Here is a 26,575-nt window from a genome sequence, read left to right on the forward strand (position 1 = left end):
TCCCTTACTCTTTATTTTCGTTCCAATCCCAGTGATTTTCTTGTTTTTTAAGATTTGACTCTTCATCTTCAAGCTGATGGGTCGTGTGTTCGATCCCTAACTCTTCTTTTGAAATCTGGGTGTCTTGTAGAAGGATCTTGTCACGATTACTATTCTTCTTGACATCTAAGTGACCACTTAGGGCCGGATATTCCGTAGAAAGGCACCTCGCATGTTCAGGTTCTCCTTGGTATTGACCTTTACTTCTTAAAATATAAGCGACAATAATTAGTCCCAAAAAGGAATACCTAACATTCCATAGCTAGCAACGGACGGAGGTTCAAAAGATCTTTGGTAGGCCTCCACAAATTAACACGTTTTAAGTAATTTTGAAGAGAAGTTATGAACAAGGAGTTTTAAAGATATGTACTAAAAACCGATTCCTGCGTAAGGAAATCAGCCTTTATGTTCCATATATTGTCTTATCATTGACCCCCGATTAATAATAATAAAGATAGTAGTCTGGATAAGGAAATAGTGTCCTGAAAAGAAGATATGGGAAACGGCGTCGATGGTATCTACGATATCTTCTTCGATAGCCAAATTGCCTGTTTACCTGACTGCTATCAACCTCTTCGGGAACTAACATTCCCATGTTATTCTCGTCCATATCTGTGATAATACCTTCAACGTGTGAACCGCCTCTCATCTCCCCTATAACATGGTATTCCATATATTTTTCACAAAGTTGATTTATATTAGGGTCCTGATATGCTCCCTGGACCCCTGGGTACATCTGATTTTCATAGTGCACTTCATGTACATTATTATTGTGCATGGAAAATCCCTCCCTCCCTCCATCGTTACGGTAACCACCCAGGATGTGCATGTAATGATACTGAAGATAACACCTCGCCCCTTTTACCTATCATCAACTTCCCTCTTATATATTGGAGACTTTTGTATTTCAGTCATGGCGTTTGATTAGACTTTTCAGCAAGTGTGGTAATTTAGAAAAGAATAAAAAGGACGATGAATGAAAAAAATAGGATGGGCGTGACTATACGACAACCAAAGAACTATCCGAAAAGTAACTAAAGAACACGATATTACAGACAATAAAGGAGGAAACAGGATGTCATTAGAAAAAGAAGAACGAATTATTATCCCTGACGAGAATGGAGAAGAACACTTATTTGAAGTATTGTTCACATTTGATTTAGGTCAAACGGAAGAAACCTATGTTTCCGTAGTCCCTGCCGAACAAAAAGAAGGCGAGGACGTAGAAGTATTCACTTTCCGTTATGAGGAAAAAGCGGATGATGGGGATGATCTTGCCATATACCATATCGAATCCGATGAAGAATGGGAATTGGTCGATGAAAAGCTGAACACTTTAACAAAAGAGTAATCCATTTAAGAATGGAGCTTACGGTTTCTAATCCGTAAGCTTTTTTTTACCTTTCCCATCACAAGTACTAATTCCTTAACAGAAATTATGTTTTTCATACTATTCTTTCCTTATTAAGAGGATTAAGTATAATTCCTATAGGGCTCTACCAAAATAAAAAGTAGCTGGATACTCAAGGTTGGGACATTTTTCATGCTTTAAAATTGATAGTAAGGAAGGATATCTTGGTACCGTTTAAACCAAAGAAGGTGATGATCAAGTGAAACAGTTAACTAGACCTGTAATCGGGATTACCAGCTCGAAGGTTAACCACAATAACATTCCGAGCATTAATCTACACGAGAGGTATATTCGCTCTGTGATCCAGGCAGGGGGGACCCCCGTTGTTATTCCAACAGGGGCAGAAGAAGGGATGGCAGAACTGTGGAGTTCCATCTGTAGTGGAATTATTTTAAGCAGTGGGGAAGATGTTGATCCTAATTCATACCAAGCAGAACCCGATCCAAAGATACAAAAAACGAATGGAAAGCGTGATATGTTGGAAATTGAACTAGTGAAGAATGCACAGAAACAGACCAAACCGATTTTGGCCATTTGCAGGGGTATTACCATGTTAAATGCAGCCTTAGGAGGAACGGTTATACAAGACATTGAAACGCATAATTCTGATTCAATCAATCATTATCAACAGGCGGCGAGACCTGAGCCTACGCATGAGATTCAGATTGATAATGAGAGTCGGTTATATCAAATTTTCAATCGTTCAAAGATTCGCGTTAACAGCATGCATCATCAGGCCATTGACCAACTTGCCTCTAGTCTTAAACCAGTAGCCTTCGCTCCAGATGGTGTGATTGAAGCCGTCGAGGGAGTTAACAAAACCCCACTGTTGTGGGGAATTCAATGGCATCCTGAAGAAATGGCTAGTGAAGATCCAAGGATGGTGCAACTATTTAAAGAGTTTGTAGCTGAGTGTACAAATAAGATACAGTAGTTTATTACTGAGAGAAACACTTAAGTTTGTAAGGATGGTGATGATGTTGGAATTAGAAAAGGTGAACTATGTATGGTATGCAAGTTATGGTTCTAATTTAAATAGAGATCGATTTTTATGCTACATAAAAGGAGGCAAGCCTGAGGGCTCTGAAAAAGTGGAAGTAGGCTGTGAAGACCCAACTCTTCCTATTGAGGAAGCAACCTATATCATGCATTATCCTTTATATTTTGCAATGGAATCTGATCGTTGGCAACAACAAGGTGTGGGATTTATAGGGTTAAAGCAAGATAATAAGCACCGCACTTATAGTAGAAAGTATTTAATAACTGTAGAGCAATTTATGGATGTCGTTAAACAAGAAAATAACGGGGCTGCATTGGATATCGATTTACATGAAATTATGGATCAGGGGTATAAGACAATAAAAGATTCATGGTATGGAACCATTTTATACTTAGGTGATGAGGATGGATATCCCGTCCTCACTTTTACAGCTGATTGGGATTTAGACGTTCCATTTCATCAACCGTCTAAAGAGTATCTAAGTATGATCATTCACGGTTTAAAATCGACATTAGGGCTGGAAAATAAGGAAATCATCGATTATCTCAGTTCAAAACCAGGAATAGATGGTTATTACAGAAAGAACGATATTGAACAGTTGTTAATTAAATAAATAGCAGACACATGGTTCTTCTATTATAGCCAAAGTGGCTGGGTCTGGGGGGGGGGATGAACCTATAGTGAACCCGCATGTTGTATTTAGTGATGTCAAGAACTGCGAATATATTGACTCGAAGATGCCCATGTACTTTTATTAGAAACATTTATTTTGGAAATAACAATGGCGAGTCCCAATAATGCAATGTTAAATAATGATGACTTCATAGAGTAAAGAAACGAGCCATACTAACCTCTGTAAGATGATATATTATCTCACTCTTGATTGAGGGTGCCTTCACATACGGGAGGGCGTCCTTTCCTGTTCCGTATAAAGTGTGGCTATTTACACCAATTTACTCTCTTGCGTAAGAAGGAAGAGGATCCCATGTTATTTGGTACAAATCCACATTTCCCAATTGCATCTATTAGGTTTAACTCTTAGAGGTTTAAACTTTAATGATATGAAGACCCTCAACTTCCCCCACATATGGATGTAGTGCCTATTCCGGTAAAAGTGGAAATACTGAATGGAGCAACTACATCATAAATGTTTTAAAAAACTAAAAAGTGCATGATTAAATGAACGATAACTTTTGATTGGTACTTGGTGAAAAGATTTGCTGACCAGTGCGCTCTCCATTTGCGGAACTTGCCGTTTATAAAGCTCTACATACGGGCGAATATGGCTTAATTGACCATATAATAGAAACAATGGACAGTGAAGGTTGTGCAAAAGGTGGGTACACATATAGTTCATGCTTTGTTTATAAAAATCGTAAGCGCTTTGGGGATGTGCTTGTAAACACTCATCAAGAAGCATGCGTTGGTCTTCTTTCGTGACTTTATGAGACCTTGCTAAAAGTTTACTTAAAAGCTCCCTTTGTCCGGTTCGTACTAGTGCCATACCGAGTTGATATTGCTTTTTTAAAGTAAATGTACTTACTTGCGGAAATCCCCCTGAAAGCACGAGCGCCTTGACACGCTCAGGATAGGTTAGCGCAAAATCTTGAGCAATTGAACCTCCTGCTGAATAACCCACAATGGTAACTTGATCAATCCCCAACGCATCTAGAAAAGCCGATAAATCGGCGGTAAGGCGGGAAATAGTCACCTTTTCATCACTAATTCCACTTCTGCCATGACCCTGGATATCATATGTAATTACCCGAAAACGGTCCGAAAGTTCATGCTGGTACTTGAAGACGTTCTGCCCCATATGTGGCGGATGGATAAATACAACTGGAGAGTCTGTTCCCGAGGACTCGTAGTACGTCGACAACGACGAGGAAATCTTGACAATTGGCATGATATTTTTCCCTCCTATTAGAGAATAATGTGTACGGGTTCTCCCTCTCTTTTTTTACTCTCCCTGTTCTATGAGATCGGGAACTAATGACGTCCCTGTCGATTCACTTAATACTTCCAGTTCCTTCATTAATAGATACGCCTCAATGTTTCCGGTCTGAAAAAATACATTCCAAGATATATCGGACACAAAAAATACCGCCTTCCCATACTTCCTAAGGATAATTTCGACATACTTAGGTTGCTCCAGATAAGAAAAACGATGAGTTAAAATATTTTCCAATCCTAATAGTCATCTTTATTGTAATCAACTGAGATTGACGGTGGGTCAACTTTTTTGATCCTTTCGATGATAATCACTGCTTGCACCTACTTCAAATCATAACCCTTCATAAGTAATCACTGTATAATCTAAAGCCGTTTTTAAGAATACTGGAGATTTTGTTGTAAACATTATAAATAGAAAGGAGATGATCTATCCATGAATAAACAACGGGCACAGGAAATTGCTGCTTCACCCATTATGGCTAACGTAACTTATAAAAGGAGTCCCATCTATATTCAACACGTAGATGAAAAGAACGAATCAGCTAGGATATTTCCTCTTGATCAACCAGAGAACGAACAAGATGTTTCTTTAAACGACTTAATGGAGGAGGGTCAATAGGAATCCAACTGGTAATCATTCCGAATACAAGTAGTTATCTGGTAATACAAAATAGATTAAAAGAGAACGTCCCTTGGACTGAGGAACATCGTTCTTTGGTAAATTAATCCTTTTCATGCCTCGGTACTATATTTTTCGCCTTATATACGTACCAAAGAATCGGTGTTGCATATACTGAAAAGTGCGGGAAAAGCGGAAACGATATTCCAACCAAGATTCTTTTTGAAAGTTTCACTCCCTCGCTTTGAGTTAAATACCTTATCTGAGCCCGTATCACTTTAGGTGATGCGGGATTTTTTTAATAACTTATTGATCAATCAAAAAGGTCTTGTCATTTACCTCACCACTATTTGGTGAATAACCTTTTCGAACTAACAAATAGATCTATGAAATGAAAGGGAAGGTGTATTATTACCTTAATTTATGCGCCGTCTCTTGGCGAATAAGAGTTAGGTCAGAAGGTGAATTACAGGGATAAAGTTACAATGAAACTTCGTAAAAATGCTTCTTTTTTCTAACATTCTCTTATTTACTTTCTTAATATTCTCTTTAGATACTTAAAATAAAATCTCGGCTTGTTATTGTGTTACGAAGGGGTCTAAGCATCTAAGTAGACTATGGTCGAAAGCATTGAATATCAAAATGTTTAAAAGCGGTTCTCCTTTGTCCATACTGAGATCATAGTACTAGAATGGGAGCAGCAGATCTATGACCTCAGAAGGACAGAATAATAAAGAAAAATTGGATGAAAACACAACAGGAACATTCCACTTCGATCGTGATCTAGCAATTAATTTAAAAGAAATTAAAAGGGCGTTCGGCCATAGCAGTGATTTAGTTGTTCGTGAATTTACGATCGATAATGATCTTTCCCTGCGTACGGCGGCCATCTACATGAGGGGTTTAGTAGATGAAAAAAGCGTGAATGAATTTGTTCTGGAATCTATAAAGGTCGAAGCCTCAGGTGCGGGGGAGGTCAATCGGGAAAATGTTTTTGATTTTATTAAGACCCATGCTATTTCAGTTGGTGAGGTTAAGGTCCTTCAGGATTGGGATAAGTTAATTCTATCCATTTTATCAGGACATACAGCCATTTTAGTTGATGGCTCTTCTAAAATCATAACTGGGAGTACACAAGGTGGAGAAACTCGTCAGGTTTCAGAACCTTCAGCCCAACTTGTCATTCGTGGTCCAAAGGAATCATTTACCGAATCAATTGGGACAAATGCTGCCTTGATTCGCCGTCGTATTAAAAGCCCTAATTTATGGGTGGAAACCATGCAAATCGGAAGTACAACCCACACCGATGTCGCTCTTATGTACATAGACGGAATCGTTGACAAGAAGGTTCTAAGAGAGGCAAAGAAGCGTGTGAAAAGAATTGATATCGATGGAATTCTTGAATCCGGATACATCGAACAGCTCATCCAAGATCAGCCCTATTCACCATTTCCAACTATCTATAACACAGAACGCCCGGATGCTGTAGTAGGAAATTTACTGGAAGGAAGGGTAGCTATCTTGGTAGATGGCACCCCTTTTGTTTTAGTTATACCAGCCTTGTTTATTCAGTTTTTTCAATCCCCTGCAGACTATTATCAAAACTTTTTTATTGGTTCCTTTTTACGCTTGTTAAGACTAGCTACTTATATACTGGCCTTACTTACCCCGGCACTTTATATAGCTTTAACAACTTTTCATCCGCAGATGATCCCGACACGTCTCTTAATAAGCTTGGCCGCCCAAAATGAAGGCGTTCCTTTTCCTCTTTTTGTTGAGGTCATGCTTATGGAGATTACGTTTGAAATTTTGCGTGAAGCCGGTGTACGGATGCCACGTGCCGTTGGTCAGGCTGTTTCCATCGTGGGTGGTCTTGTGCTTGGACAGGCAGCCGTGCAAGCAGGGATTGTGTCGGCAGCAACGGTCATCGTGGTCGCGCTTACAGGAATCGCAAGTTTTGCATTTCCTTCTTATAATATTGGAGTCCCGGCAAGACTCCTGCGTTTTTTAATGATGATTCTAGCCGGAAGCTTCGGTCTGTATGGCGTGGCAATGGCCTTATTTATTCTTGTAGCGCACTTAAGCAGCCTCCGTTCTTTTGGCATTCCTTATTTAAGTCCTTTTGCACCCTTTGTATGGTCGGATATTAAGGATACCCTTGTACGCAAGCCGATATGGTCCTTGATTCTAAGACCCAGGCTGATTAACCAGCAGAATATCAAGCGACAGGAAAAAGGACAGAAACCAGCTCCACTGGATAAAAGTGAGAAATAAAAGGGTGATGATATGACTCGGAAATTTAAACTGTTTCTGCTATTTCCAGGGCTGATTTTACTAGCGGGTTGCTGGGATCAGCAAGAAACAGGGGAAATTGCACTGGTAATGGGAATGGGGATCGATAAAACAGAAGAAAATTTGTACAGGGTTTCGTACCAGATTGTAAACCCAGGACAAGTAGCCGGTGGAAAAACAGGTCAAGGACAAGGTACAGCGGTTACTACCTATAGTGAAACCGGGGGAACCATATTTGAAACTGTACGGAAAATATCAAAAAAAGTACCACGTATGCTTAGTTTTTCGCACACAGTTGTACTTATCGTCGGTGAGGATTTAGCAAAGGAAGAAGGACTCGCAAGAATCTTGGATTTCTCCGAAAGATATTATGATTTTCGCTCTACAGCTCTTGTGCTCGTGGCAAGGGCGGGACAGGCTCGACCGATTTTAAGTATCCTAAGTCCCTTGGAGAGAATACCTGCCATGAAAATTCAGGAGACTGTGCAAAAAACAGAACAAGTGTGGGGAGAGACACCACAGCGAAACATCAATGATGTTGTGCAAACCTTGTCCAGTAAAAGCAAGGGGCTTGCGTTAGCAGGGATATCTCTCGTTGGAAATATGAAAGAAGGACAGACATCAGCCAACAATCAGCAAGCTATACCAAATACCCTCGTTAAAATTAATGGATTAGCTCTCTTTAAAGATGGGAAACTAAATAGTTGGTTAGACGAAGAAGAAGCACGCGGTGTGGCATGGGTCCAAAATAAAATAAAAAAAACAGTACTCACATCAAAATGCAAGGAAAATAAAGGGGACATGGCGGTAGAGGTCATGCGTACTAGTACGCATGTAAAGCCGAAAGTGGAGCAAGGCAAACCTGAAATAACCATAACGATCCGTGGTGAGGGGCATTTAGAGGAGATCACGTGTCCGGCTGACCTAACCAACCCTAAAGTCATCTTCAAACTCAATAATACATTCGAGTCAAACATTAAACAAGAAGTGATTGCTGCTGTGGAAGTTGCCCAAAAACATAAAAACGATGTCTTTGGTTTTGGTGAAGCGATTAATCGAGCTAACCCAAAAGAGTGGAAACAAATGAAGAAGCAATGGGAAGATAAATTTGCTAACATGGATGTCCAAGTAAATGTCGACTTTTTCATCCGCGGAACAGGACTGAGAAAACAACCTATCATCTTGCAGGAAAAATAAAAAAGGGGGGAGAGATATGGAAAAGGTTAAGATCAGTGGAGGTCAACTGTTTATATTAATGTTTTTATTTGAACTAGGCACTGCCATCGTGATTGGGCCGGGACTTGGAGCTGAAAAAGATGCCTGGCTAGCCGTTTTGCTCGGGTTGATCTCGGGTATGATTCTTTTCCTAGTCTATTATGCCCTTTACCGCCTTTATCCGGATCAACCTTTAACAGGCTATGCAAAGAAAATACTCGGAAAATATATCGGAAGTGTTATCGGAATCGTCTATCTTTTTTACTTTATATACATTGCATCTAGAGATCTTCGCGACTTTGGTGAACTGTTAACCGCCTCAACTTATACCTATACACCGATGTTTGTAATCAACGCCTTCATGATTCTCGCGGTTGCTTATGTCCTATTTCTCGGGATTGAGGTACTGGCTAGAACAGGAGAAATTTTCTTTTTTCTATTAATGCTCATAGGGGTTGTCGGCACTATTTTGGTGTTGGTTTCCGGAATGATAGAGGTCCATAATCTCCTTCCCATCCTTGAAAATGGCTGGGGGCCCGTTTTACAGGCGTGGCCTACCACCTACACATTTCCTTTTGGGGAAATGGTTGCGTTCACTGTTTTACTACCTTATTTGAACAGACCCAATCTCGGTCTCAGGGTGGGCTTGTCAGCTATGAGTTTTAGCGGCATTCTATTAATGTGGGTCGTAGCTATGGAGGTTGCCGTTCTTAGTGTTTACGTGGCAACCCGATCCACTTTTCCTTTACTGTCAGCCATTGGTCTTGTTAATATGACCGGATTCTTTCAACGTTTGGACGTGGTTGTGGTTTTGACCCTCATCATTGGTGGTTTTTTTAAAATCGCCGTATTTTTTTACGCTGCGCTTATCAGTGCTACAGAAGTGTTCCGTGTGTCTAAATATACGCGGTTAATTTTCCCCTTCAGTATTGTCATTTTACTTTCATCGATGACGGTGGCCAATAATTATGCTGGCCATATTCAAGAAGGCCTCGAAATCAGCACGTATTATGCTAGTCTTCCTTTCCAAACCGGGATTCCGCTACTGTTACTCGTCATTGCATTGATCCGGAGATACTTTAAGAACCGTTAAGCTTTACGCTTTTTTATTATAAAAGTAATGATTTTTCTAAGGAAGAAACCTATAAGTAACCCAGTGATAAGCAAATAGCCGAAAGGTGTCATTACCCAAAAGGGATTTAACATATTGAAAATGGCGATCTTTCTGTCTATACCCATCAATAAATCCATTCCAAAGTTAACTAGTGTCATACCGGTAAGCGTAAATAGAAAGACTATAATAACCTTCATGCTCAAACACCCGTTTTTGGTTAATTTGTCCTTATTAAAGTTATTTATTCTGATTAGAAACGTTAGATCGGCTTAATACTTGCTCACTAAGCAATGGAGAACGGCAGGGAAAGTGTCTTTGAAACTTGTATAATTTTTCTAACTAAGAGGTAAGATAGGGGGAGCTAATTTTTAGGAGGTTTTCATTATGGAAGAGAACAAAGAAAAGAATGCTTCAGATGGAAATGATGTGGAACGTGAGACGTTGACAACACGTCAGGGACGTCCTATGACGGATAACCAAAACATCCGTACAATTGGTAATCGTGGTTCTGCAACACTTGAGAATTACGATTTCATTGAAAAGATCTCCCATTTTGATCGGGAAGAGGTACCGGAACGTGTAGTCCATGCACGAGGATCTGGAGCATTTGGATATTTTGAAACCTACGGAAAAGCTGGAGATGAACCGGTAGAGAAGTATACTCGCGCAAAAGTATTTTCGGGTGCAGGGAAGAGAACACCGTTAATGGTTCGCTTCTCAACAGTGGCAGGAGCAAAAGATTCGCCGGAAACAGAGCGGGACCCACGCGGATTTGCAATAAAAATGTACACAGAAGATGGCAACTGGGATCTAGTTGGGAATAATCTGAAAATTTTCTTTATCCGTGATGCGATGAAATTCCCTGATATGATTCATGCGTTTAAAGCTGATCCGGCTTCGAATGTACCAAATCCTCGGCGGATGTTTGACTTCGTTTCCCGTTCCCCTGAGGCAACGCATATGATTACATTCGTGTTCTCTCCATGGGGTATTCCCGCGACATATCGTCACATGCAGGGCTCTGGTGTAAATACCTATAAATGGGTAAATGACAAAGGAGAGGCTGTGTTGGTGAAGTATCATTGGGAGCCGAAATCAGGTATTCGTAACTTAACACAAGAAGAGGCGAACGCAATTCAAGCGAAGAACGTCGGTCATGCCACACAAGATTTATATGAATCGATTGAGCGCGGAGATTATCCAGAATGGGAACTCTTTGTGCAGATCATGGAGGATGGTTACCATCCTGAGCTCGATTTTGATCCACTCGATGACACGAAACTTTGGCCGGAGGATAAGTTTCCGTGGTTGCCGGTCGGTCGTATGGTCCTTGATCGCAATCCAGTTGATTTCCATGCTGAGATTGAGCAAGCCGCCTTCGGTACAGGGGTTCTTGTCGATGGAATGGACTTCTCAGACGATAAAATGCTGCAAGGCCGTACCTTCTCTTACTCCGATACGCAGCGCTATCGCATAGGTGCAAACTATCTAAAGTTACCTGTGAACGCACCGAAAGTGCCTGTTCGTACGAACCAGCATCGTGGTCAAATGGATATTCGTGACCCGAAAGAGTCTGGAGATAATCCACATATTGACTATGAGCCATCAATGACCGGAGGCTATCGGGAAGCAGGTAATGAAGATCCTCCACAGCACCGTCCAACGTATAATGCAGCGGCTATGCGTGAACCAATTGATCGACCTAACAACTACGGCCAAGCGGGCGAAACGTACCGCGAATTTGAAGATTGGGAGCGCGATGAATTGATCAATAACCTCTCCGGAGCACTTGCGGTATGTGACAAACGAATCCAAGATGCCATGATTGAGCACTTCACACAAGCCGATGAAGACTATGGTCGCCGTGTGAAGGAAGATATCGAAAAGAAAATGAAAGAAATGAAGAAAGAAAACAAAGTTCCGGGCCGTGAATCAGGTAAATCGAAATATGGTCAAGGTTCAATAGCTGAGAACGAAGCAACAAAAGATGCTGTTAAGAAAAGCCACGAATCCGATCCTTATTAATTAAAATGTAAGAACGCAAGGGGCTGCCAGTCAGTAAAATTGACTGGCGGCCTTTTTATTTATGTCTATTACCGATTCTTTCCAGGGGGAGTGTTTCTGGGCCTGCCTTTGGTTATTTGGTGGTTTTATTTTGATCTATTATGGGGTCGTTGATACACGGGGAGATGCTTGGGGAAGAAGTGAGCTTATGAGAAATCTCCGTAGAACGAAACAACACTGCAATGATTCTAAAAGTTATGTTGCTCCTTTTCACACTTATAGGCGATCGTACATATTATTTGTCTAAAGAGGTGGTGAACGATGGAGGAAAAAAACGTGAATGTAGAACATGATCCTTTTGCGATTGAGCATGAAGAATGGAAAAAACGACAGGTAAGGTCAAGGTTTAAACAATTACTTACAATTTCTTCACCAATATTTATATTAATATTATGGGAGTTTTTATCCAGAACAGGTCTAGTTGATGCAAGGTTTTTCCCGCCACCGTCAGAAATTGTCGGAACGTTTGTGGCGATGGGAGCCAGCGGAGAGTTATATAACCACATAGGTATTTCATTATATAGAATATTTGCCGGGTTTCTGCTCGGGGTTATACCCGGAGTGATCCTAGGCCTTTTAATGGGATTATATTCTCCGTTACGTCATTTCTTTTCACCGCTTGTTATGGCGCTTATGCCAATACCGACTTTGGCTTTATTGCCCATTATTTTAATTATATTTGGAGTTGGTGAAGTTTCGAAAATTGTAACGATCGCAGGAAGTGTGTTTTTTCCAGTTGTTATTAATACAGTTGCCGGAGTTGTGAACATTGACCGGATTTATTTGGATGTAGCCAAAAATTATGGAGCTAACTCTAAAGATTTCTTCTTTAAAATTGCTTTGCCGGGTTCGCTTCCGGTCATGATAGAGGGTATTCAAATGGGGCAGGCTATCGCTCTTTTAACTATTGTAGCTGCTGAAATGATGGGTGCTAATTCCGGGATCGGATATTTAATTTGGACCTCCTATAATGCCTTCTTATTAAAAGAAATGTATGTAGGCCTTGTACTCATTTCATTCTTCGGGTATCTATTCTCCCTTATTTTAAGAGGGTTTCAAAGAAAGTTATTACCGTGGAGGTAACAGTGCGGAGAGGTGATGACATGGATCATAAACCGAAAATTTCGCTTCAGGATCTGACGAAAGTTTTTTACAAAAAAGACAGTAGTGTCACAGCTTTAAAAGAGATCACGATAGATATTAAAGATGGTGAGTTTGTATGTCTAATCGGACCGAGCGGATGTGGAAAAACGACGTTGCTGCGAATTCTCGCAGGTCTGGAAAATCCAAGCACTGGTACGTTTTCCATCGCTCAAGGTAAGGAAGACCGACCACTGCAATCTATGGTTTTTCAAGAACGAGGTGTGATCCCCTGGTTAACGGTTGAAGAGAATGTGGCTTTTGGCCTTAGGATGAGGCATTTGCCGAAAAGGACGGTCAAAGAACGAACCGCTTATTACTTGGCCAAAGTTGGCCTTGATAAATTTGCGAAGCTGTATCCAAAAGAGTTGTCTGGCGGAATGAAGCAGCGGGTAAGTATAGCACGGGCATTTGCTAATGATCCGGAAATATTATTAATGGATGAACCTTTTGGTGCCCTGGATGAACAAAATAAATTTATTCTTCAAGAAGAATTATTAACGATATGGTCAGAAACGAAAAAAACGGTACTCTTTATTACACATAGCATCGATGAAGCGTTGTTGCTTAGTGACAGAATTCTATTAATGAGTTCTCAACCTGGTAGAATTATCGATGAAAAGATAATCGATTTGCCCCGCCCGAGAACAATGGAACAAGTTCGAGCTAATCAGACGATGGCAGATAATTTTGTAGAAATTTGGAACCATTTGCAAGATGAGGTGCAAGGTTCGAGAGTTTAAGATAAGAGGAGAGATCGAACATGAAAAAATTTACGATCCTGTATGTCCTGCCGTTGCTTTTGTTTGTTCTAATCTTAAGTGGATGTTCCTCAGGGCAGTCAGATCAAGCAGGGGACGAAGATCAATCGAACGATAAGGTTACGAATGAAGTGAATGAAAACAATCCATCGGGAGATCTGGCACCACTTGAAGAGAAAGTAACAGTTGTCATCGCAGAAGATGGTTCGGCTTCAGGAGCGGGATTTTATATCGCCAATGAAAAAGGATATTTTGAAGACTATAATATTGAAGTGGAATTCGCTCAATTCGCAAATAGTGATGATATGCTTCCGGCCCTGGCGGCAGGAGAAGTTGATATCGCCGGGGGTGTGTCTACGGCATCATTTTTTAATGCTATCGCTCAGGGAATCAATGTAAAGATTATTGCTGATAAAGGGCACAACATTAAAGGAGATTCTTATTTTTCCTTTGTCATTCGCAACGACTTAAAGGGTGAAATAGAGGAATATTCAGATTTTAAGGGGAAACGTATTGCTGTTTCATCTCAAAACGCGGTAGATGATTACATTTTTCATAGAATGTTAGAATATGCTGGTTTAACAGAAGAAGATGTCGAGTTTGTACTGATGTCAGACTTTGGTAATATGCTCGCCTCAATCGGCAGCGGCTCCGTTGATGCTGCTCTTCAAATTGAGCCCCTTATTACTCAAGGGATTCAACAAGGGATACACAGCCGATTTGGAGACGCGACTGACTATGCGCCAGAAGCTCAAATCGCTATGGTATTAGGGGCGCCTGACTTCATTAAAAAAGAAACGGATGTTTCGCTGCGGTTTATGGCAGCCTATTTAAAAGGAGTACGTGATTACAATGATGCCTTTATTAAAGGGGAAGGAACCGATGAAATCATTGATATTATGACAGAATACACAGCGCTAAAAGACCCTAAGATATGGAAAGAAGTTGCAGTCACGGGGTTAAACCCAAATGGTGAAATGTTTATTGAAGATATAAAGAAACAATATAAGATGTATAAAAAGAATGGAGCGATACGTGGAGAGATAGATTTCGATAAAGCTATCGATACTTCTATTACTGAAAAAGCAGCTGAAATAATCGGGGAATATGAAAAATAAATAACGAATGTAAGAAAGAGCAGCTGGAATAGGTAATAAATTTCAGCTGCTCTTACCTATATATTTACATAATGCTTTTCACGGAAACTAAGACGGGTGTTTCTGTTGCAGCAAGAATCGGAAGTAATTTTCAATTTGATTGATTTCTTCAGGCTGAACATTAAGCCATGCTTCTTTATCGAAAATGACAGGTTTATCATAGCCTTTGTCTTTTAAGAAGAGTTTGATCTCTCTCATTTCATCCTCTTTTTCATCGCTTAATCCCAGAAGGTAGTCGGCGGTCGTCCTGAGGGCGTGGGCAATTTTAGAGAGATCCTCAAGATCTGGTGAAGTATATTGACGCTCCCAGTTCGATACTACTTGTGCGGAAACGCCTACTTTTTCAGCAAGCATCGTTTGAGTTAGATATCTCTCTTTTCTTAATGACCGAATGCGTTGATAAATCACGTCTAACGCCTCCTTTCTGCTATTATAGCATAAACTAACGAAAGTCGATACCTAAACTAACGAGAATGTTTATTAAATATAACGGATACCGTTAGTATAGATAACTAAATCCGTTAGTTGTCGAGTTTGCAGACTCGTATAGAGTGATTGGTGTATAATGGGTGTAGCGGAAGGTGTGTGTTTATTTGAAACAGAAGGTAGTGAGTATCGTCGGCCCTACTGCGGTTGGGAAATCAAGATTAGGCATTGAAGTGGCTAAACATTTTAACGGTGAAGTTATTAGTGGAGATTCAATGCAAATATACCGTGGTATGGACATTGGGACAGCGAAGGTAACAGAGGAGGAAATGAATGGTGTTGTTCATCATATGATTGATATAAAGAACCCAAATCAATCGTTTTCTGTTGCGGAGTTTCAAAAGCGAGTTCAATCACTTATTGAAGAAATTGCTTCGCGTGGTAAATGCCCGGTGTTAGTGGGTGGGACAGGGTTATACATAGAAGCAACGTTATATAATTTTAACTTTTCTAATCAGGAGAAAGACGAGCGTGTTCTTGATCGTCTTGAAAAACAACTCCAAGAATGTGGGAACGAACAGATGTACGAGCGTCTAGCAAGCGTCGATCCTGTCCAAGCTGAGAAAATTCACCCCAATAATAAGCGGCGTGTTTTGAGGGCGCTTGAGGTTTATGAAACGACAGGCAAAACGATGAGTGAATATCAAGAGCAGCAAAAATCAGAATCACCATTTCACCCCATCCTTATCGGGCTTGAAATGGAGCGGGAGTTGCTATACGAACGAATTAACGGCCGTGTTGATCAAATGATGGAAGAAGGTTTGCTTGACGAGGTTCAGATGCTGTTTGGTCGTGGATTGGAAGGAAGTCAATCGATGAGCGCGATTGGTTATAAAGAATTTATCCCATATTTTAAGGGCGAATATACGCTGTCTCAGGCGGTGGAATTATTGAAACGAAATTCCAGACGATATGCCAAACGGCAGTACACTTATTTCAAAAATAAATTAAATGTTAACTGGTATGAGATTCACCCGAATTATTATAAGGCAAAATTCGAAAAAATTTTAAATGATTTAGCAGGAATGCTGGAAGAAAGCTAGAATGTAATTAATATAGATAGAAAAGAGGAGGAAGATTCATGGCTCAGTCCGTAAACATTCAGGATAATTATTTAAATCAATTAAGGAAAGAACGTATGCAAGTGACGGTTTTCTTACTTAACGGCTTTCAATTGCGAGGAGTAGTGAAAGCCTTCGATAACTTTACGGTATTACTTGAAACGGATGGTAAACAACAACTTATTTTCAAGCATGCCATTTCCACTTTCGCGCCAGTGAAAAATGTCGCGCTTGATAAGGAATAAAGATTTATAACGAGCACAATGATGTGCTCGTTTTTTCTGTGCAAAAAGCTTCATGATTACTTTGTTAACAGGATCACTATATTTCTTACTGGGCAGATGCACAGATTCTTCCCGCCTAGCGTATGATACAGGGAATGAGGAGGGATCGATGTGTATCCACAAGCTAAAGCGGCACGCCCGGGCACGATTAACATCGTACTGAATGAAGCGAAAGGGAAGGCGGATGCCGTACAATCTCCTTCTGTAAAGGGAAAGCATATGGCTCCTTTTCGAAAAATTGATCATTACTTTAAGCCTATTATCGGCTTGCAGGAATTGAAGCATCGTGTAAAAGAAATTTACGCTCAAGTGCTTATCGCCCAAAAAAGAAAAGATATGGGTCTGAAGTCAAATGGCCAGGTGTTGCACATGGTTTTTAAGGGCAATCCAGGAACAGGTAAAACTACGATTGCACGAATGGTTGCAGCGCTGTTTCAGGAGATGGAGGTTTTAGAGAAGGGGCATTTTATAGAAGCTGACCGCAGTGATCTTGTCGGGGAGTATATTGGTCACACCGCACAGAAAACCAAGGATTTAATTAAGAAGTCTCTCGGAGGAGTGCTTTTTATCGATGAAGCTTACTCGCTCGCCCGCGGGGGAGATAAAGATTTTGGTAAAGAAGCGATTGATACGATTGTGAAGTGCATGGAAGATCACCATGACGAATTGGTGATTATCCTTGCGGGTTATCCGTATGAAATGGACAATTTCATGAGAATGAATCCGGGTCTTGCTTCGCGTTTTCCTATTCAACTTGACTTTGATGACTATTCAGCAATGGAGCTATCGGCCATTGCAGATCACATGGTTCAGGATAGGGATTATGTTCTTTCCCATCAAGCCAGCAAGAAACTGTACGAACATTTAGTATCAGTTTGTTATCACTCCCAGCATAATTTTTCAAATGCGAGATATGTTAGAAATATCATTGAAGAGGCTATCCGCAAACATGCTTTCAGGGTAGCAAGCTATCCCAATCACGAAAAAGCAACCTTAACTACTCTAGAAGCAGAAGATTTTCAACTACTATTTGAGAAGTCACGCTATCACTAAGAGAATTTGTGTGTTCATCAACCTTCTCTGATATGATAGAACAAACGTGTTTCATAAGGAAAAGGGTGAATCCAATAGGAATGAAAGAACAAGTTATACTCGTGGCAAGAAAAGACCCTGCCCAACAAGAAGAACGATTTGCTTCTTCCCTGGAGGAATTGCAATCGCTAACGGAAACCGCCGGGGGAGAAGTGAAAAAAATAATGATTCAAAAACGCGAACGAATCCACCCGGCTACTTATATTGGCGAAGGAAAGTTAGCTGAAATAAAAGAAGAAATTGACCAGAGTGAGGCAGAAATAGATATCGTTGTCTTTAATGACGAGTTATCACCTGGCCAACTGCGAAATATTTCTGACCGTTTGGAAAGAAGAGTTATTGACCGCAGCCAGCTTATACTAGACATATTTGCAAGCCGTGCAAGAACGAAAGAAGGGAAGCTTCAAGTTGAGCTCGCCCAGCTGCAATATTTATTGCCGAGGCTTGCCGGGCAAGGCACGGAGCTATCCAGACTTGGCGGCGGAATCGGGACGAGAGGACCAGGTGAAACGAAGCTGGAGACAGATCGGCGTCATATTCAACGGCGTATTGATGATATCAAGCGCCGTCTTCAAACCGTTGTAAAACAACGGAATCAATATCGAAAAAGGCGCGAAGTTAACTATGCTTTTCAAATAGCGATCGTTGGGTATACGAACGCTGGTAAATCTACATTTTTTAATAAAGTGACAGATAGTGACTCGTTTGAAGAGGACTTGCTGTTTGCTACTCTCGATCCATTAACGCGGCAAGTCAGCCTCCCTTCGGGGTTTAAGGCGCTTATTTCTGATACGGTTGGTTTCATTCAAGACTTGCCGACAACGTTGATTGCAGCTTTCCGTTCAACCCTGGAAGAAGTGACTGAAGCTGATTTTATTATTCATATGGTGGATGCCTCCCATCCAGACCATTCAGAACAGGAAAAGACTGTCCATAAATTATTAAAAGATTTACAAGCGGATCACTTACCTGTTCTTACTGTTTATAATAAACGGGATCTTCTGCAAGATGACTTTATCCCAAGTGTCTTCCCATCATTGACAGTGAGTGTACATGACCCCATTGATATCAAGCGAATCCTGGATAAAGTAGAAAACACCCTGAAGGAAGAATGGTATGAATATAACGTCTTTATCCGTGCTTCAGAAGGGAAGCAGCTTCAGCAATTTAAACAGGACAGTATTGTTGTTTCAGTTAAGTTTCATGAAGATCGAGAGGGGTATGCCTTACATGGGTTTATCCACCCGGATCATCCGCTGAAAAATAAGATTTTACAATAGTTAGGAAGAGAAAGATGAATGAACGTATAGAATCAGCAGAGCACCAAATTCGCTCGCAGCACGAGTATGTACAAGCGGTAGTAGAAAAAAATCAACGAAAAGTACTGGATGCTTTTCAAAAGCTGAAAGTGTCTGATTCGCATTTCAATCCCACAACAGGCTATGGGTATGATGATTTTGGACGAGATACTTTAGAAGAACTTTATGCTGAGATTTTTTCAGCGGAAGATGCCCTAGTCAGACCGCAAATTATTTCAGGTACACATGCGATTACCACAGCTCTTTTTGGTGTTTTAAGACCAGGGGATGAGCTCCTTTATATGACCGGAGATCCATATGACACGTTAGAAGAAGTTATTGGTGATAAAGCTGGTCAGGATAAAGGATCCCTGGCTGACTTTGGGATCACTTACAAGGCTGTTCCTTTAAAGAATAACCGGGAAGTGGATCGGGAATTAGTTAAGAGAACGGTATCTGAACGTACAAAGGTTATCGCCATTCAGCGCTCTAAAGGTTATGCTGATCGTCCCTCATTCACCATAAGTGAGATAAAAGAGATGATCCGTTATGTACGATCCTTAAAAGAAGATGCCATTGTGTTTGTGGATAATTGCTACGGTGAATTTGTCGAAGACCAGGAGCCTGTAGAAGTGGGAGCGGACCTTATAGCAGGATCACTCATTAAAAACCCGGGTGGTGGCCTGGCGCGGATTGGTGGTTATATTGCTGGGAGAAAGCACTTAATTGAATTGTGCAGTTATCGTCTGACAGCCCCGGGTTTAGGTAAAGAAACGGGAGCTAGTTTAAATACATTACAAGAGATGTATCAGGGGATATTTTTGGCTCCCCATGTAGTCGGAGAGGCGTTAAAAGGTGCTATATTTACTGCGAAGTTTCTTGATTCACTAGGGTTTTCCACTTCGCCAAGCTTTGATGAGCCGCGGACAGATTTGATCCAATCAGTTAATTTTGATAATGCCGAACAGATGGTGCGATTCTGTCAGGCCATTCAAGCAGCATCTCCGATTAATTCCCATGTGACGCCACACCCAAGTCCGATGCCTGGATATGATAGTGACGTCATTATGGCAGCGGGGACCTTTATACAAGGTGCCAGTTTAGAACTGACTGCTGACGGGCCGCTTAGAAGACCTTATACAGCTTTTGTGCAGGGTGGATTGACTTATGCTCATGTGAAAATTGCGGTAAGCCGGGCTGCAGAGGAATTAATTCAATCAGGCTTTTTACAATCAAACACAATTCAGAAAAACTGAAGTTCAAACCTTCAGTTTTTTTGATACAATTTCATGTTAGCTTACCTAACATAGCTTGACATATTAATTACATCCGTTATATGATAAGTGTAGAATTTCTTTTGGGGGTGGCAAATCGATGAGTGATCAAATTCGTCGTTCCATGCCGTTGTTCCCGATGGGGATTGTACAATCCTTAACTGATCTTTCTGCCCGGCAAATCAGGTATTATGAACAGCATCAGTTAGTAAATCCAGTACGATCAAACGGCAACCAGCGGCTCTTTTCATTTAATGATGTCGATCGTTTGCTTGAGATTAAAGACCTTATTGAAAAAGGTGTGAATATGGCTGGAATTAAGCAGGTGCTTACACTTACTCATCAACCGGAGAAGGAAACATACAGCGGAGAAGAAGTGGAAGTCCGTCATGAACTCACTGACAAAGAACTTCGCCGAATGTTACAACAAGAATTATTCACCGCGGGAAGGCAGGGAAAGGCTAGTATAAGGCAGGGAGAATTATCACGATTCTTCCACTAAAGACATAGGAGGAGACACATGGGATTAACAAGAGAAGAAATTTTCAAGAAGATTGATGAGGAAAACGTAAAGTTTGTCCGTTTACAATTTACGGATATGTTGGGTACGATTAAGAATGTTGAAATTCCAGTAAGTCAAGTAGATAAAGCACTTGACGGGATGATGATGTTTGACGGCTCATCCATTGAAGGATTTGTCCGAATTGAAGAATCGGATATGTACTTAGTGCCAGATCTTGATACCTTCGTTGTATTCCCTTGGTCATCTGAAAAGGGAAAAGTTGCACGATTCATTTGTGATATTTATAACCCCGATATGACACCATTTGAAGGGTGCCCGCGTTATAATTTGAAACGTAATCTGAAGAAAATGGAAGAATTAGGATTTTCAGCCTTTAATATCGGAACAGAACCTGAGTTTTTCCTTTTCAAACTTGATGTTAATGGTGAACCTACCATGGAATTGAATGACAAAGGCGGTTACTTTGATTTGGCCCCAACTGATTTAGGTGAAAATTGCCGCCGTGATATTGTACTTGAACTTGAAGAGATGGGCTTTGAAATCGAAGCTTCTCACCATGAAGTCGCGCCTGGTCAACATGAGATCGACTTTAAATATTCCGATGCAGTTAAGCACTGTGATGACATTCAAACCTTTAAATTGGCAGTTAAAACAATTGCCCGCCAGCATGGGTTACACGCAACTTTCATGCCTAAACCATTGTTTGGTGTGAATGGATCAGGGATGCATGCCAATATGTCTTTATTCAATAAAGACGGAAATGCCTTCTTCGATGAAAATGGCAAAGAGCAGTTATCTGATGTTGCTTATCAATTTACAGCGGGCATTGTGAAGCATGCGACTAATTTCACAGCTGTAACCAACCCAACAGTCAATTCTTATAAGCGTTTGGTTCCTGGTTATGAAGCTCCTTGTTATGTAGCATGGTCAGGACAAAACCGCAGCCCGCTCGTTCGTGTTCCGACTTCACGCGGTCTGAGTACACGTATTGAAGTGCGCAGTGTTGATCCAGCAGCGAATCCGTACATGGCGATGGCCGTACTGCTTGCTGCTGGACTTGATGGGGTTGAGAACAAGCTGGAGGCTCCTGCCCCGGTTGACCGCAATATTTATGTGATGGATAAAAAAGAACGCGAAGCACACGGTGTTAAAGATTTACCTGCAACACTTTCTGATGCGCTTCTCGAACTGCAGTCAGATGAGGTAATGGTTAAAGCTCTTGGAGAGCATTTGTTTGAACATTTCATTGAAGCTAAAGAAATCGAATGGGATATGTTCCGTACTCAAGTACATCCTTGGGAACGCGAACAGTACCTGCAAACATATTAAGATTAAGATTAAAGCCCCCATGAAGCCATAAGGCTTCATGGGGGCTTTTGTTGTAGTCCATTAAAAAAGACCGGGAGCAATTGATATGCTCCCGGTCTTTTTTAATGGACCGTGCGATAAAGTCCGACTACTTTGCCTAGTATAGAAACATCACTTAATATAATGGGATCCATTGTTGCATTCTCAGGCTGTAAGCGAATATGCTTTTTCTCTTTGAAAAACCGTTTTACGGTAGCTTCTTCATCTTCTGTCATAGCCACTACTATGTCGCCATTTTGAGCAGTTTGCTGCTGGCGAACAATGACCATATCTCCATTCAGAATACCAGCCTCAATCATACTATCTCCCTGAACAACAAGGACAAATGTATTTTCATCTGATCCCGCCAATGAATTCGGGAGAGGTACATACTCTTCAATATTCTCTATAGCAGTGATCGGTGAACCGGCTGTTACCTTACCAATAACGGGAGCATAAGAAGCTTCGCCCCTTGGAATGCTCTGATCCTCTTCTAAGTCAATCACTTCTATTGCTCGGGGTTTGGTAGGATCTCTTCTTAAATAACCTTTCTTCTCTAACCGAGAAAGGTGTCCATGAACGGTCGAGCTTGAGGCGAGGCCGACGGATTGTCCAATTTCTCTTACAGAAGGAGGATACCCCTTCAATAATACCTGTTCTTTAATAAAATCTAGTATTGCTTGCTGACGTTTTGAAAGTTTATTCATAGACTGACACCTCGTACATAGGATTATAGTAACAACAGTGTACCATGTGGTTTCAAAAAATGCAAACAAGCGTTCGAAACAAATCTTGACAGGAACGATTGTTCGTATATAATAAAAGTAACAAAAGCGAACAAACGTTTCTAAGAACGGTTGTTCTAATCGGGAGGATGAATGACATGTTTAATAAACTTTCTAAGCTCGATATTACGTATATCCTGTTGTTTGCAGCCAGTCTAGCTTTCTTATATTTCTCTATGGTCACAAGTTTATAAATGCGTTATCCTTGTTTTGATCCAATCAAGAGGTGAGACATCATGAAAGCAGTTCTATATTGTCGTGTAAGTACCGAGAAGGAAGCACAAGTTTCCTCTTTAAAAAGACAACGGAGTGAATTAATGCAGCTGGCTGAGCACCAATCCATAGAAGTAATAGATTGCATTGAAGAGCAAGCCAGCGGATATGAGATCGAACGAGAGGGTGTCTTCTGCTTGCTAGACCATTTTGCAAATGAACGAGCAGAGGCCCTTCTTATTCAGGACGAGACAAGATTAGGTCGAGGAAATACAAAAATTGCGCTTTTTCATCAGTTTCATAAGCTTAATGTTCGTATTTATTCTCTTTCTCATGAAGGTGAGTTGCAAATCTCTGAATCAGATTCGATGGTTTTGCAAATTGTCGGAATTGTTGAAGAATATCAGCGAAAGATACATAATATGAAAATTAAGCGAGGGATGAGAAAGGCTGTTAAGGAAGGATACGATCCCAGCCATAATTTGTCGAACCAGCACTTGGCTCCAGGAAGAGAACGACTTGTTTTTCCTATAGAAGAAGTAGTTCGATTAAGGAACAACAAATTAACCTTTAAAGAAATTGCAGCAACACTGCGGGGGCTTGGCTATGGTGTTTCTAAAGCGACTGTCCATCGCAGGTATCAGGAATACGTCTCACTTGAAAAACAGCAAGAGGACGGGTAACATATGAAATAGAACAAGGGTCTGGTGACGCTTGTCTTTTTCATGGCGAATACCAGGTAAGGAGGTATGTGCAAATGTTATCTAATGAAAAGCTTAACAGAATCAATGAACTAGCCAATAAATCAAAAGAGGAAGGCCTCAATAAAGCTGAAAAAGCTGAGCAGAAAGAGTTGCGTCAGGAATATTTAAAAAATGTTCGCAGCTCTTTTAAAAATCAACTCAAAGGTATGACGGTTGTTGATCCAGAAGGTAATGACGTTACACCTGAGAAGGTTAAAAAGATGCAGCAAAATGAGAAAAAGAATTGAGGACAAAAGCGTAAGCGCCCCTGTAGACATGACAAACATAAGGCAAGCGGCGCAATGGACAATACTTCAGGGAAGTTCGAGCAAAAGAAAGTTCGACTAAGAACGGCACGTACTGTGAGGCCACGGAGGCGAATTATCTTATGTCTCGAGTGTCTGGGTGCTGGAGGCTGAATGTGGCAAACCTCGTGTAAGCTAATCCACAGATATTTTATAATTCCCTGTGTACAAGGAATGCCGTACCCATTTATGGGTGCGGTTTTTTTGTTTATCCTGCAGAAACTAGGGAAAAATACTTGAGGAGTTTAAGAGAAATTGTAGAAAAAACGATAACAATGCTTGTCACTTGCTCATTTTCATTATAGGATTATACATGGTACATATACGGAATTTTGAAAGGAGAATGTTTACATGGCAGCAAGCCTTGAACAGACATCTATTAATACAATTCGAACACTCACTATTGATGCAGTCGAAAAAGCACAATCGGGTCATCCAGGTATGCCAATGGGTGCAGCTCCAATGGCGTATACACTATGGACGCAATATATGAACCATAATCCGAAAAATTCGGATTGGTTCAATCGGGATCGTTTCGTTTTATCAGCGGGACATGGATCTATGCTACTTTACAGCCTGCTGCATCTTTCTGGCTATAATGTCACGATTGATGACATTAAATCTTTCCGCCAGTGGGATTCAAAAACCCCTGGTCATCCAGAAGTAGGGCATACAGATGGAGTAGAAGCCACAACGGGGCCGTTAGGACAAGGGATTTCAATGGCTACAGGTATGGCGATGGCAGAAGCTCATCTGGCCGCTAAATATAATCGTGACAACTTTGATGTTGTGGATCATTATACATTTTCTATCTGTGGTGATGGTGACTTGATGGAAGGCGTTTCTCAGGAATCTGCTTCTTTAGCCGGCCACTTAGGGTTAGGGAAGTTAATCGTTCTTTATGACTCTAACGACATTTCATTAGACGGTGACTTAAATCGCTCCTTTAGTGAAAGTGTTGAAAAACGTTATGAAGCTTATGGCTGGCAAGTCATTCGTGTTGAGGATGGTACAGATACTGAAACTATCGCTCAGGCAATTGAGCAGGCAAAACAAAACACAGAGCAGCCAACCATGATCGAGGTTAAAACGGTTATCGGGTACGGTTCCCCAAATAAATCTGGTAAATCTGCGGCTCATGGTGCACCACTGGGTGATGAAGAAATCACGGCTGCCAAGCAGCACTATAACTGGGAGCACGAACCATTTCATGTTCCAGAGGAAGTTTATAATGACTTCAAATCAAAAGTTCAGGAAAATGGTGAAGAAAAAGAAGCTCAATGGAATGAACTTATGAAACAATACAAGGAAGCATACCCTGAGCTTGGTAAAGAGCTGGAAGAAGCCATCAATGGAGAACTTCCGGATAATTGGCAGGATAGCCTTCCAGAGTTTACGGCTGGTGAAGATAGCCTGGCAACTCGTGCAGCATCTGGGAAAGTTATAAATTCCTTATCTAAAACAGTTCCTTATTTCTTCGGAGGCAGTGCCGACCTTGCCGGCTCTAACAAAACTACTGTAGAAGGTGAAGAAGATTTCTCTCGCAATGACTACTCGGGTCGTAATGTATGGTTTGGCGTCCGTGAATTTGCCATGGCCTGTGCACTAAATGGTATGGCCCTTCACGGCGGCTTAAAAGTTTATGCTGGAACATTCTTTGTCTTTAGTGACTACTTGCGCCCGGCATTGCGTTTATCAGCTATCATGAATTTACCTGTAAACTATGTATTTACTCATGACTCAGTAGCTGTTGGGGAAGATGGTCCGACTCATGAGCCTGTAGAACATCTTGCTTCATTAAGAGCAGTTCCGAATCTTTCACTCATTCGTCCGGCAGATGGAAACGAGACAAGTGCTGCTTGGAGAGTTGCTCTTGAGTCAAATACGACCCCTACAGCTCTTGTCCTGACTCGTCAAGGATTGCCGACACTTGAAGGTACAAGTGAGAAATCATATGAAGGCGTGAAGCGCGGGGCGTATGTCCTTAGCGATTCTGATAAAGAAACGCCTGATGGCATTTTACTTGCATCAGGTTCTGAAGTGCAGCTTGCAGTGAAGGCACAAACTGAACTTAAAACAAAAGGATATGATGTAAGAGTTGTGAGTATCCCTTCATTTGATCGTTTTAAAGCTCAAAGCCGCGAGTATCAGGAGAAGGTTCTGCCTGATGGGGTAAGAAATCGCCTGGCTATTGAAATGGGAGCCTCATTTGGCTGGGACCGTTATGTGGGGCTTGATGGAGCTGTCATTGGAATCGATACATTTGGAGCATCAGCACCAGGGGATGAAGTTATAAAAAACTATGGCTTTACAGTAGAAAATGTCGTCAAACATGCTGAGAATTTGATGAACAAATAAATAGAGCTACGGACTACCGCTTTCTAGTATGCGGTAGTCCT

General features: G+C 41.1%; 28 protein-coding genes. 21 read left to right on the forward strand and 7 right to left on the reverse strand.

Translation table 11 applies throughout. The features are described 5' to 3' along the window. Positions 1 to 4: 4 nt before the first annotated feature. Positions 5 to 277 carry a hypothetical protein gene (locus tag P9989_RS10965; protein WP_283078783.1) on the reverse strand — a complete coding sequence of 91 codons (273 nt, stop codon included), beginning with the start codon at positions 275 to 277 and terminating at the stop codon, positions 5 to 7. 201 nt (positions 278 to 478) lie between these two features. After that, positions 479 to 817, reverse strand: coding sequence for a small nuclear ribonucleoprotein (locus P9989_RS10970; protein WP_283078784.1), 339 nt, complete (start codon positions 815 to 817; stop codon positions 479 to 481). Positions 818 to 1,114: 297 nt separating this feature from the next. Between P9989_RS10970 and P9989_RS10975 the strand changes: the two genes are divergently transcribed. The 3 genes from P9989_RS10975 (at position 1,115) to P9989_RS10985 (ending at position 3,063) form a co-directional block, all read left to right on the forward strand. Then, positions 1,115 to 1,390: a DUF1292 domain-containing protein gene (locus tag P9989_RS10975; RefSeq protein ID WP_283078785.1), complete on the forward strand. Its 276-nt coding sequence runs from the start codon at positions 1,115 to 1,117 to the stop codon at positions 1,388 to 1,390. Between the two features lie 259 nt (positions 1,391 to 1,649). Further along, complete coding sequence (locus P9989_RS10980; RefSeq protein ID WP_283078786.1) at positions 1,650 to 2,384, forward strand: gamma-glutamyl-gamma-aminobutyrate hydrolase family protein; 735 nt, start codon at positions 1,650 to 1,652, stop codon at positions 2,382 to 2,384. A 43-nt stretch (positions 2,385 to 2,427) separates the two neighbouring features. Continuing rightward, a complete protein-coding gene (locus tag P9989_RS10985) occupies positions 2,428 to 3,063 on the forward strand; it encodes a hypothetical protein (RefSeq protein WP_283078787.1) in 636 nt (211 codons plus the stop codon). Between the two features lie 528 nt (positions 3,064 to 3,591). Here P9989_RS10985 and P9989_RS10990 read toward each other — a convergent pair. Beyond that, on the reverse strand, positions 3,592 to 4,356 hold the full coding sequence (locus P9989_RS10990; RefSeq protein ID WP_283078788.1) for an alpha/beta fold hydrolase: 765 nt from the start codon (positions 4,354 to 4,356) through the stop codon (positions 3,592 to 3,594). Between the two features lie 54 nt (positions 4,357 to 4,410). Then, positions 4,411 to 4,545 (reverse strand): YqzL family protein, encoded by a 135-nt coding sequence (locus P9989_RS10995; RefSeq protein WP_283078789.1) that lies wholly within the window; start codon positions 4,543 to 4,545, stop codon positions 4,411 to 4,413. A 291-nt stretch (positions 4,546 to 4,836) separates the two neighbouring features. On the opposite strand from P9989_RS10995, the gene P9989_RS11000 reads away from it, so the two are divergent. The 4 genes from P9989_RS11000 (at position 4,837) to P9989_RS11015 (ending at position 9,622) form a co-directional block, all read left to right on the forward strand. Then, positions 4,837 to 5,022, forward strand: a complete 186-nt coding sequence (locus P9989_RS11000; RefSeq protein ID WP_283078790.1) for a small acid-soluble spore protein H — start codon at positions 4,837 to 4,839, stop codon at positions 5,020 to 5,022. Positions 5,023 to 5,730: 708 nt separating this feature from the next. Beyond that, positions 5,731 to 7,296 carry a spore germination protein gene (locus tag P9989_RS11005; RefSeq protein WP_283078791.1) on the forward strand — a complete coding sequence of 522 codons (1,566 nt, stop codon included), beginning with the start codon at positions 5,731 to 5,733 and terminating at the stop codon, positions 7,294 to 7,296. A 12-nt stretch (positions 7,297 to 7,308) separates the two neighbouring features. After that, positions 7,309 to 8,511, forward strand: a complete 1,203-nt coding sequence (locus P9989_RS11010; protein WP_283078792.1) for a Ger(x)C family spore germination protein — start codon at positions 7,309 to 7,311, stop codon at positions 8,509 to 8,511. 16 nt (positions 8,512 to 8,527) lie between these two features. Further along, complete coding sequence (locus tag P9989_RS11015; protein ID WP_283078793.1) at positions 8,528 to 9,622, forward strand: GerAB/ArcD/ProY family transporter; 1,095 nt, start codon at positions 8,528 to 8,530, stop codon at positions 9,620 to 9,622. On the opposite strand, the gene P9989_RS21760 is transcribed toward P9989_RS11015, so the two are convergent. Further along, on the reverse strand, positions 9,619 to 9,840 hold the full coding sequence (locus P9989_RS21760; protein WP_487247021.1) for a YczF family membrane protein: 222 nt from the start codon (positions 9,838 to 9,840) through the stop codon (positions 9,619 to 9,621). The two genes, P9989_RS11015 and P9989_RS21760, sit on opposite strands and share 4 nt — an antisense overlap. 187 nt (positions 9,841 to 10,027) lie before the next feature. Between P9989_RS21760 and P9989_RS11020 the strand changes: the two genes are divergently transcribed. The 4 genes from P9989_RS11020 to P9989_RS11035 all read left to right on the forward strand — a co-directional run bounded on the left by P9989_RS11020 (position 10,028) and on the right by P9989_RS11035 (position 14,726). Then, the gene (locus tag P9989_RS11020; RefSeq protein ID WP_283078794.1) at positions 10,028 to 11,668 is read left to right on the forward strand and encodes a catalase; all 1,641 of its coding nucleotides are present in this window, start codon (positions 10,028 to 10,030) and stop codon (positions 11,666 to 11,668) included. Between the two features lie 300 nt (positions 11,669 to 11,968). Then, positions 11,969 to 12,790 (forward strand): ABC transporter permease, encoded by an 822-nt coding sequence (locus P9989_RS11025; protein ID WP_283078795.1) that lies wholly within the window; start codon positions 11,969 to 11,971, stop codon positions 12,788 to 12,790. Positions 12,791 to 12,810: 20 nt separating this feature from the next. Continuing rightward, positions 12,811 to 13,590: an ABC transporter ATP-binding protein gene (locus P9989_RS11030; protein WP_283078796.1), complete on the forward strand. Its 780-nt coding sequence runs from the start codon at positions 12,811 to 12,813 to the stop codon at positions 13,588 to 13,590. A gap of 20 nt (positions 13,591 to 13,610) precedes the next feature. Then, on the forward strand, positions 13,611 to 14,726 hold the full coding sequence (locus P9989_RS11035) for an ABC transporter substrate-binding protein (RefSeq protein WP_283078797.1): 1,116 nt from the start codon (positions 13,611 to 13,613) through the stop codon (positions 14,724 to 14,726). An 87-nt stretch (positions 14,727 to 14,813) separates the two neighbouring features. Here the strand turns inward: P9989_RS11035 and P9989_RS11040 are convergent, their stop codons facing one another. Further along, complete coding sequence (locus tag P9989_RS11040) at positions 14,814 to 15,173, reverse strand: helix-turn-helix domain-containing protein (RefSeq protein ID WP_283074976.1); 360 nt, start codon at positions 15,171 to 15,173, stop codon at positions 14,814 to 14,816. A gap of 185 nt (positions 15,174 to 15,358) precedes the next feature. Here P9989_RS11040 and miaA point away from each other — a divergent pair, with 185 nt between their 5' ends. The 7 genes from miaA to glnA all read left to right on the forward strand — a co-directional run bounded on the left by miaA (position 15,359) and on the right by glnA (position 22,112). Continuing rightward, the gene (gene miaA, locus P9989_RS11045) at positions 15,359 to 16,294 is read left to right on the forward strand and encodes a tRNA (adenosine(37)-N6)-dimethylallyltransferase MiaA (protein ID WP_283074977.1); all 936 of its coding nucleotides are present in this window, start codon (positions 15,359 to 15,361) and stop codon (positions 16,292 to 16,294) included. 38 nt (positions 16,295 to 16,332) lie between these two features. Beyond that, positions 16,333 to 16,557, forward strand: coding sequence for an RNA chaperone Hfq (hfq, locus tag P9989_RS11050; RefSeq protein WP_283074978.1), 225 nt, complete (start codon positions 16,333 to 16,335; stop codon positions 16,555 to 16,557). Positions 16,558 to 16,707: 150 nt separating this feature from the next. Continuing rightward, entirely contained in the window at positions 16,708 to 17,649 is a 942-nt protein-coding gene (locus P9989_RS11055) for an AAA family ATPase (protein ID WP_283074979.1), read from the forward strand. Between the two features lie 80 nt (positions 17,650 to 17,729). After that, positions 17,730 to 18,968 (forward strand): GTPase HflX, encoded by a 1,239-nt coding sequence (gene hflX / locus P9989_RS11060; protein ID WP_283074980.1) that lies wholly within the window; start codon positions 17,730 to 17,732, stop codon positions 18,966 to 18,968. A 14-nt stretch (positions 18,969 to 18,982) separates the two neighbouring features. After that, on the forward strand, positions 18,983 to 20,242 hold the full coding sequence (locus tag P9989_RS11065; RefSeq protein ID WP_283074981.1) for a methionine gamma-lyase family protein: 1,260 nt from the start codon (positions 18,983 to 18,985) through the stop codon (positions 20,240 to 20,242). Positions 20,243 to 20,360: 118 nt separating this feature from the next. Beyond that, positions 20,361 to 20,762 carry a MerR family transcriptional regulator gene (locus P9989_RS11070; protein ID WP_283074982.1) on the forward strand — a complete coding sequence of 134 codons (402 nt, stop codon included), beginning with the start codon at positions 20,361 to 20,363 and terminating at the stop codon, positions 20,760 to 20,762. Positions 20,763 to 20,780: 18 nt separating this feature from the next. Further along, positions 20,781 to 22,112: a type I glutamate--ammonia ligase gene (glnA, locus tag P9989_RS11075; RefSeq protein ID WP_283074983.1), complete on the forward strand. Its 1,332-nt coding sequence runs from the start codon at positions 20,781 to 20,783 to the stop codon at positions 22,110 to 22,112. Positions 22,113 to 22,213: 101 nt separating this feature from the next. On the opposite strand, the gene lexA is transcribed toward glnA, so the two are convergent. Further along, positions 22,214 to 22,837, reverse strand: coding sequence for a transcriptional repressor LexA (gene lexA, locus P9989_RS11080; RefSeq protein WP_283074984.1), 624 nt, complete (start codon positions 22,835 to 22,837; stop codon positions 22,214 to 22,216). Positions 22,838 to 23,151: 314 nt separating this feature from the next. Here lexA and P9989_RS11085 point away from each other — a divergent pair, with 314 nt between their 5' ends. From P9989_RS11085 to tkt, 3 genes are all read left to right on the forward strand, one after another. After that, positions 23,152 to 23,811 (forward strand): YneB family resolvase-like protein, encoded by a 660-nt coding sequence (locus P9989_RS11085; RefSeq protein WP_283074985.1) that lies wholly within the window; start codon positions 23,152 to 23,154, stop codon positions 23,809 to 23,811. Between the two features lie 74 nt (positions 23,812 to 23,885). Continuing rightward, the gene (locus P9989_RS11090) at positions 23,886 to 24,119 is read left to right on the forward strand and encodes a DUF896 domain-containing protein (protein ID WP_283074986.1); all 234 of its coding nucleotides are present in this window, start codon (positions 23,886 to 23,888) and stop codon (positions 24,117 to 24,119) included. 408 nt (positions 24,120 to 24,527) lie between these two features. Further along, complete coding sequence (tkt, locus tag P9989_RS11095) at positions 24,528 to 26,534, forward strand: transketolase (protein ID WP_283074987.1); 2,007 nt, start codon at positions 24,528 to 24,530, stop codon at positions 26,532 to 26,534. Positions 26,535 to 26,575: the final 41 nt, after the last annotated feature.

Source organism: Halobacillus naozhouensis (assembly GCF_029714185.1).
Taxonomy (GTDB): Bacteria; Bacillota; Bacilli; order Bacillales; family Halobacillaceae; genus Halobacillus_A; species Halobacillus_A naozhouensis.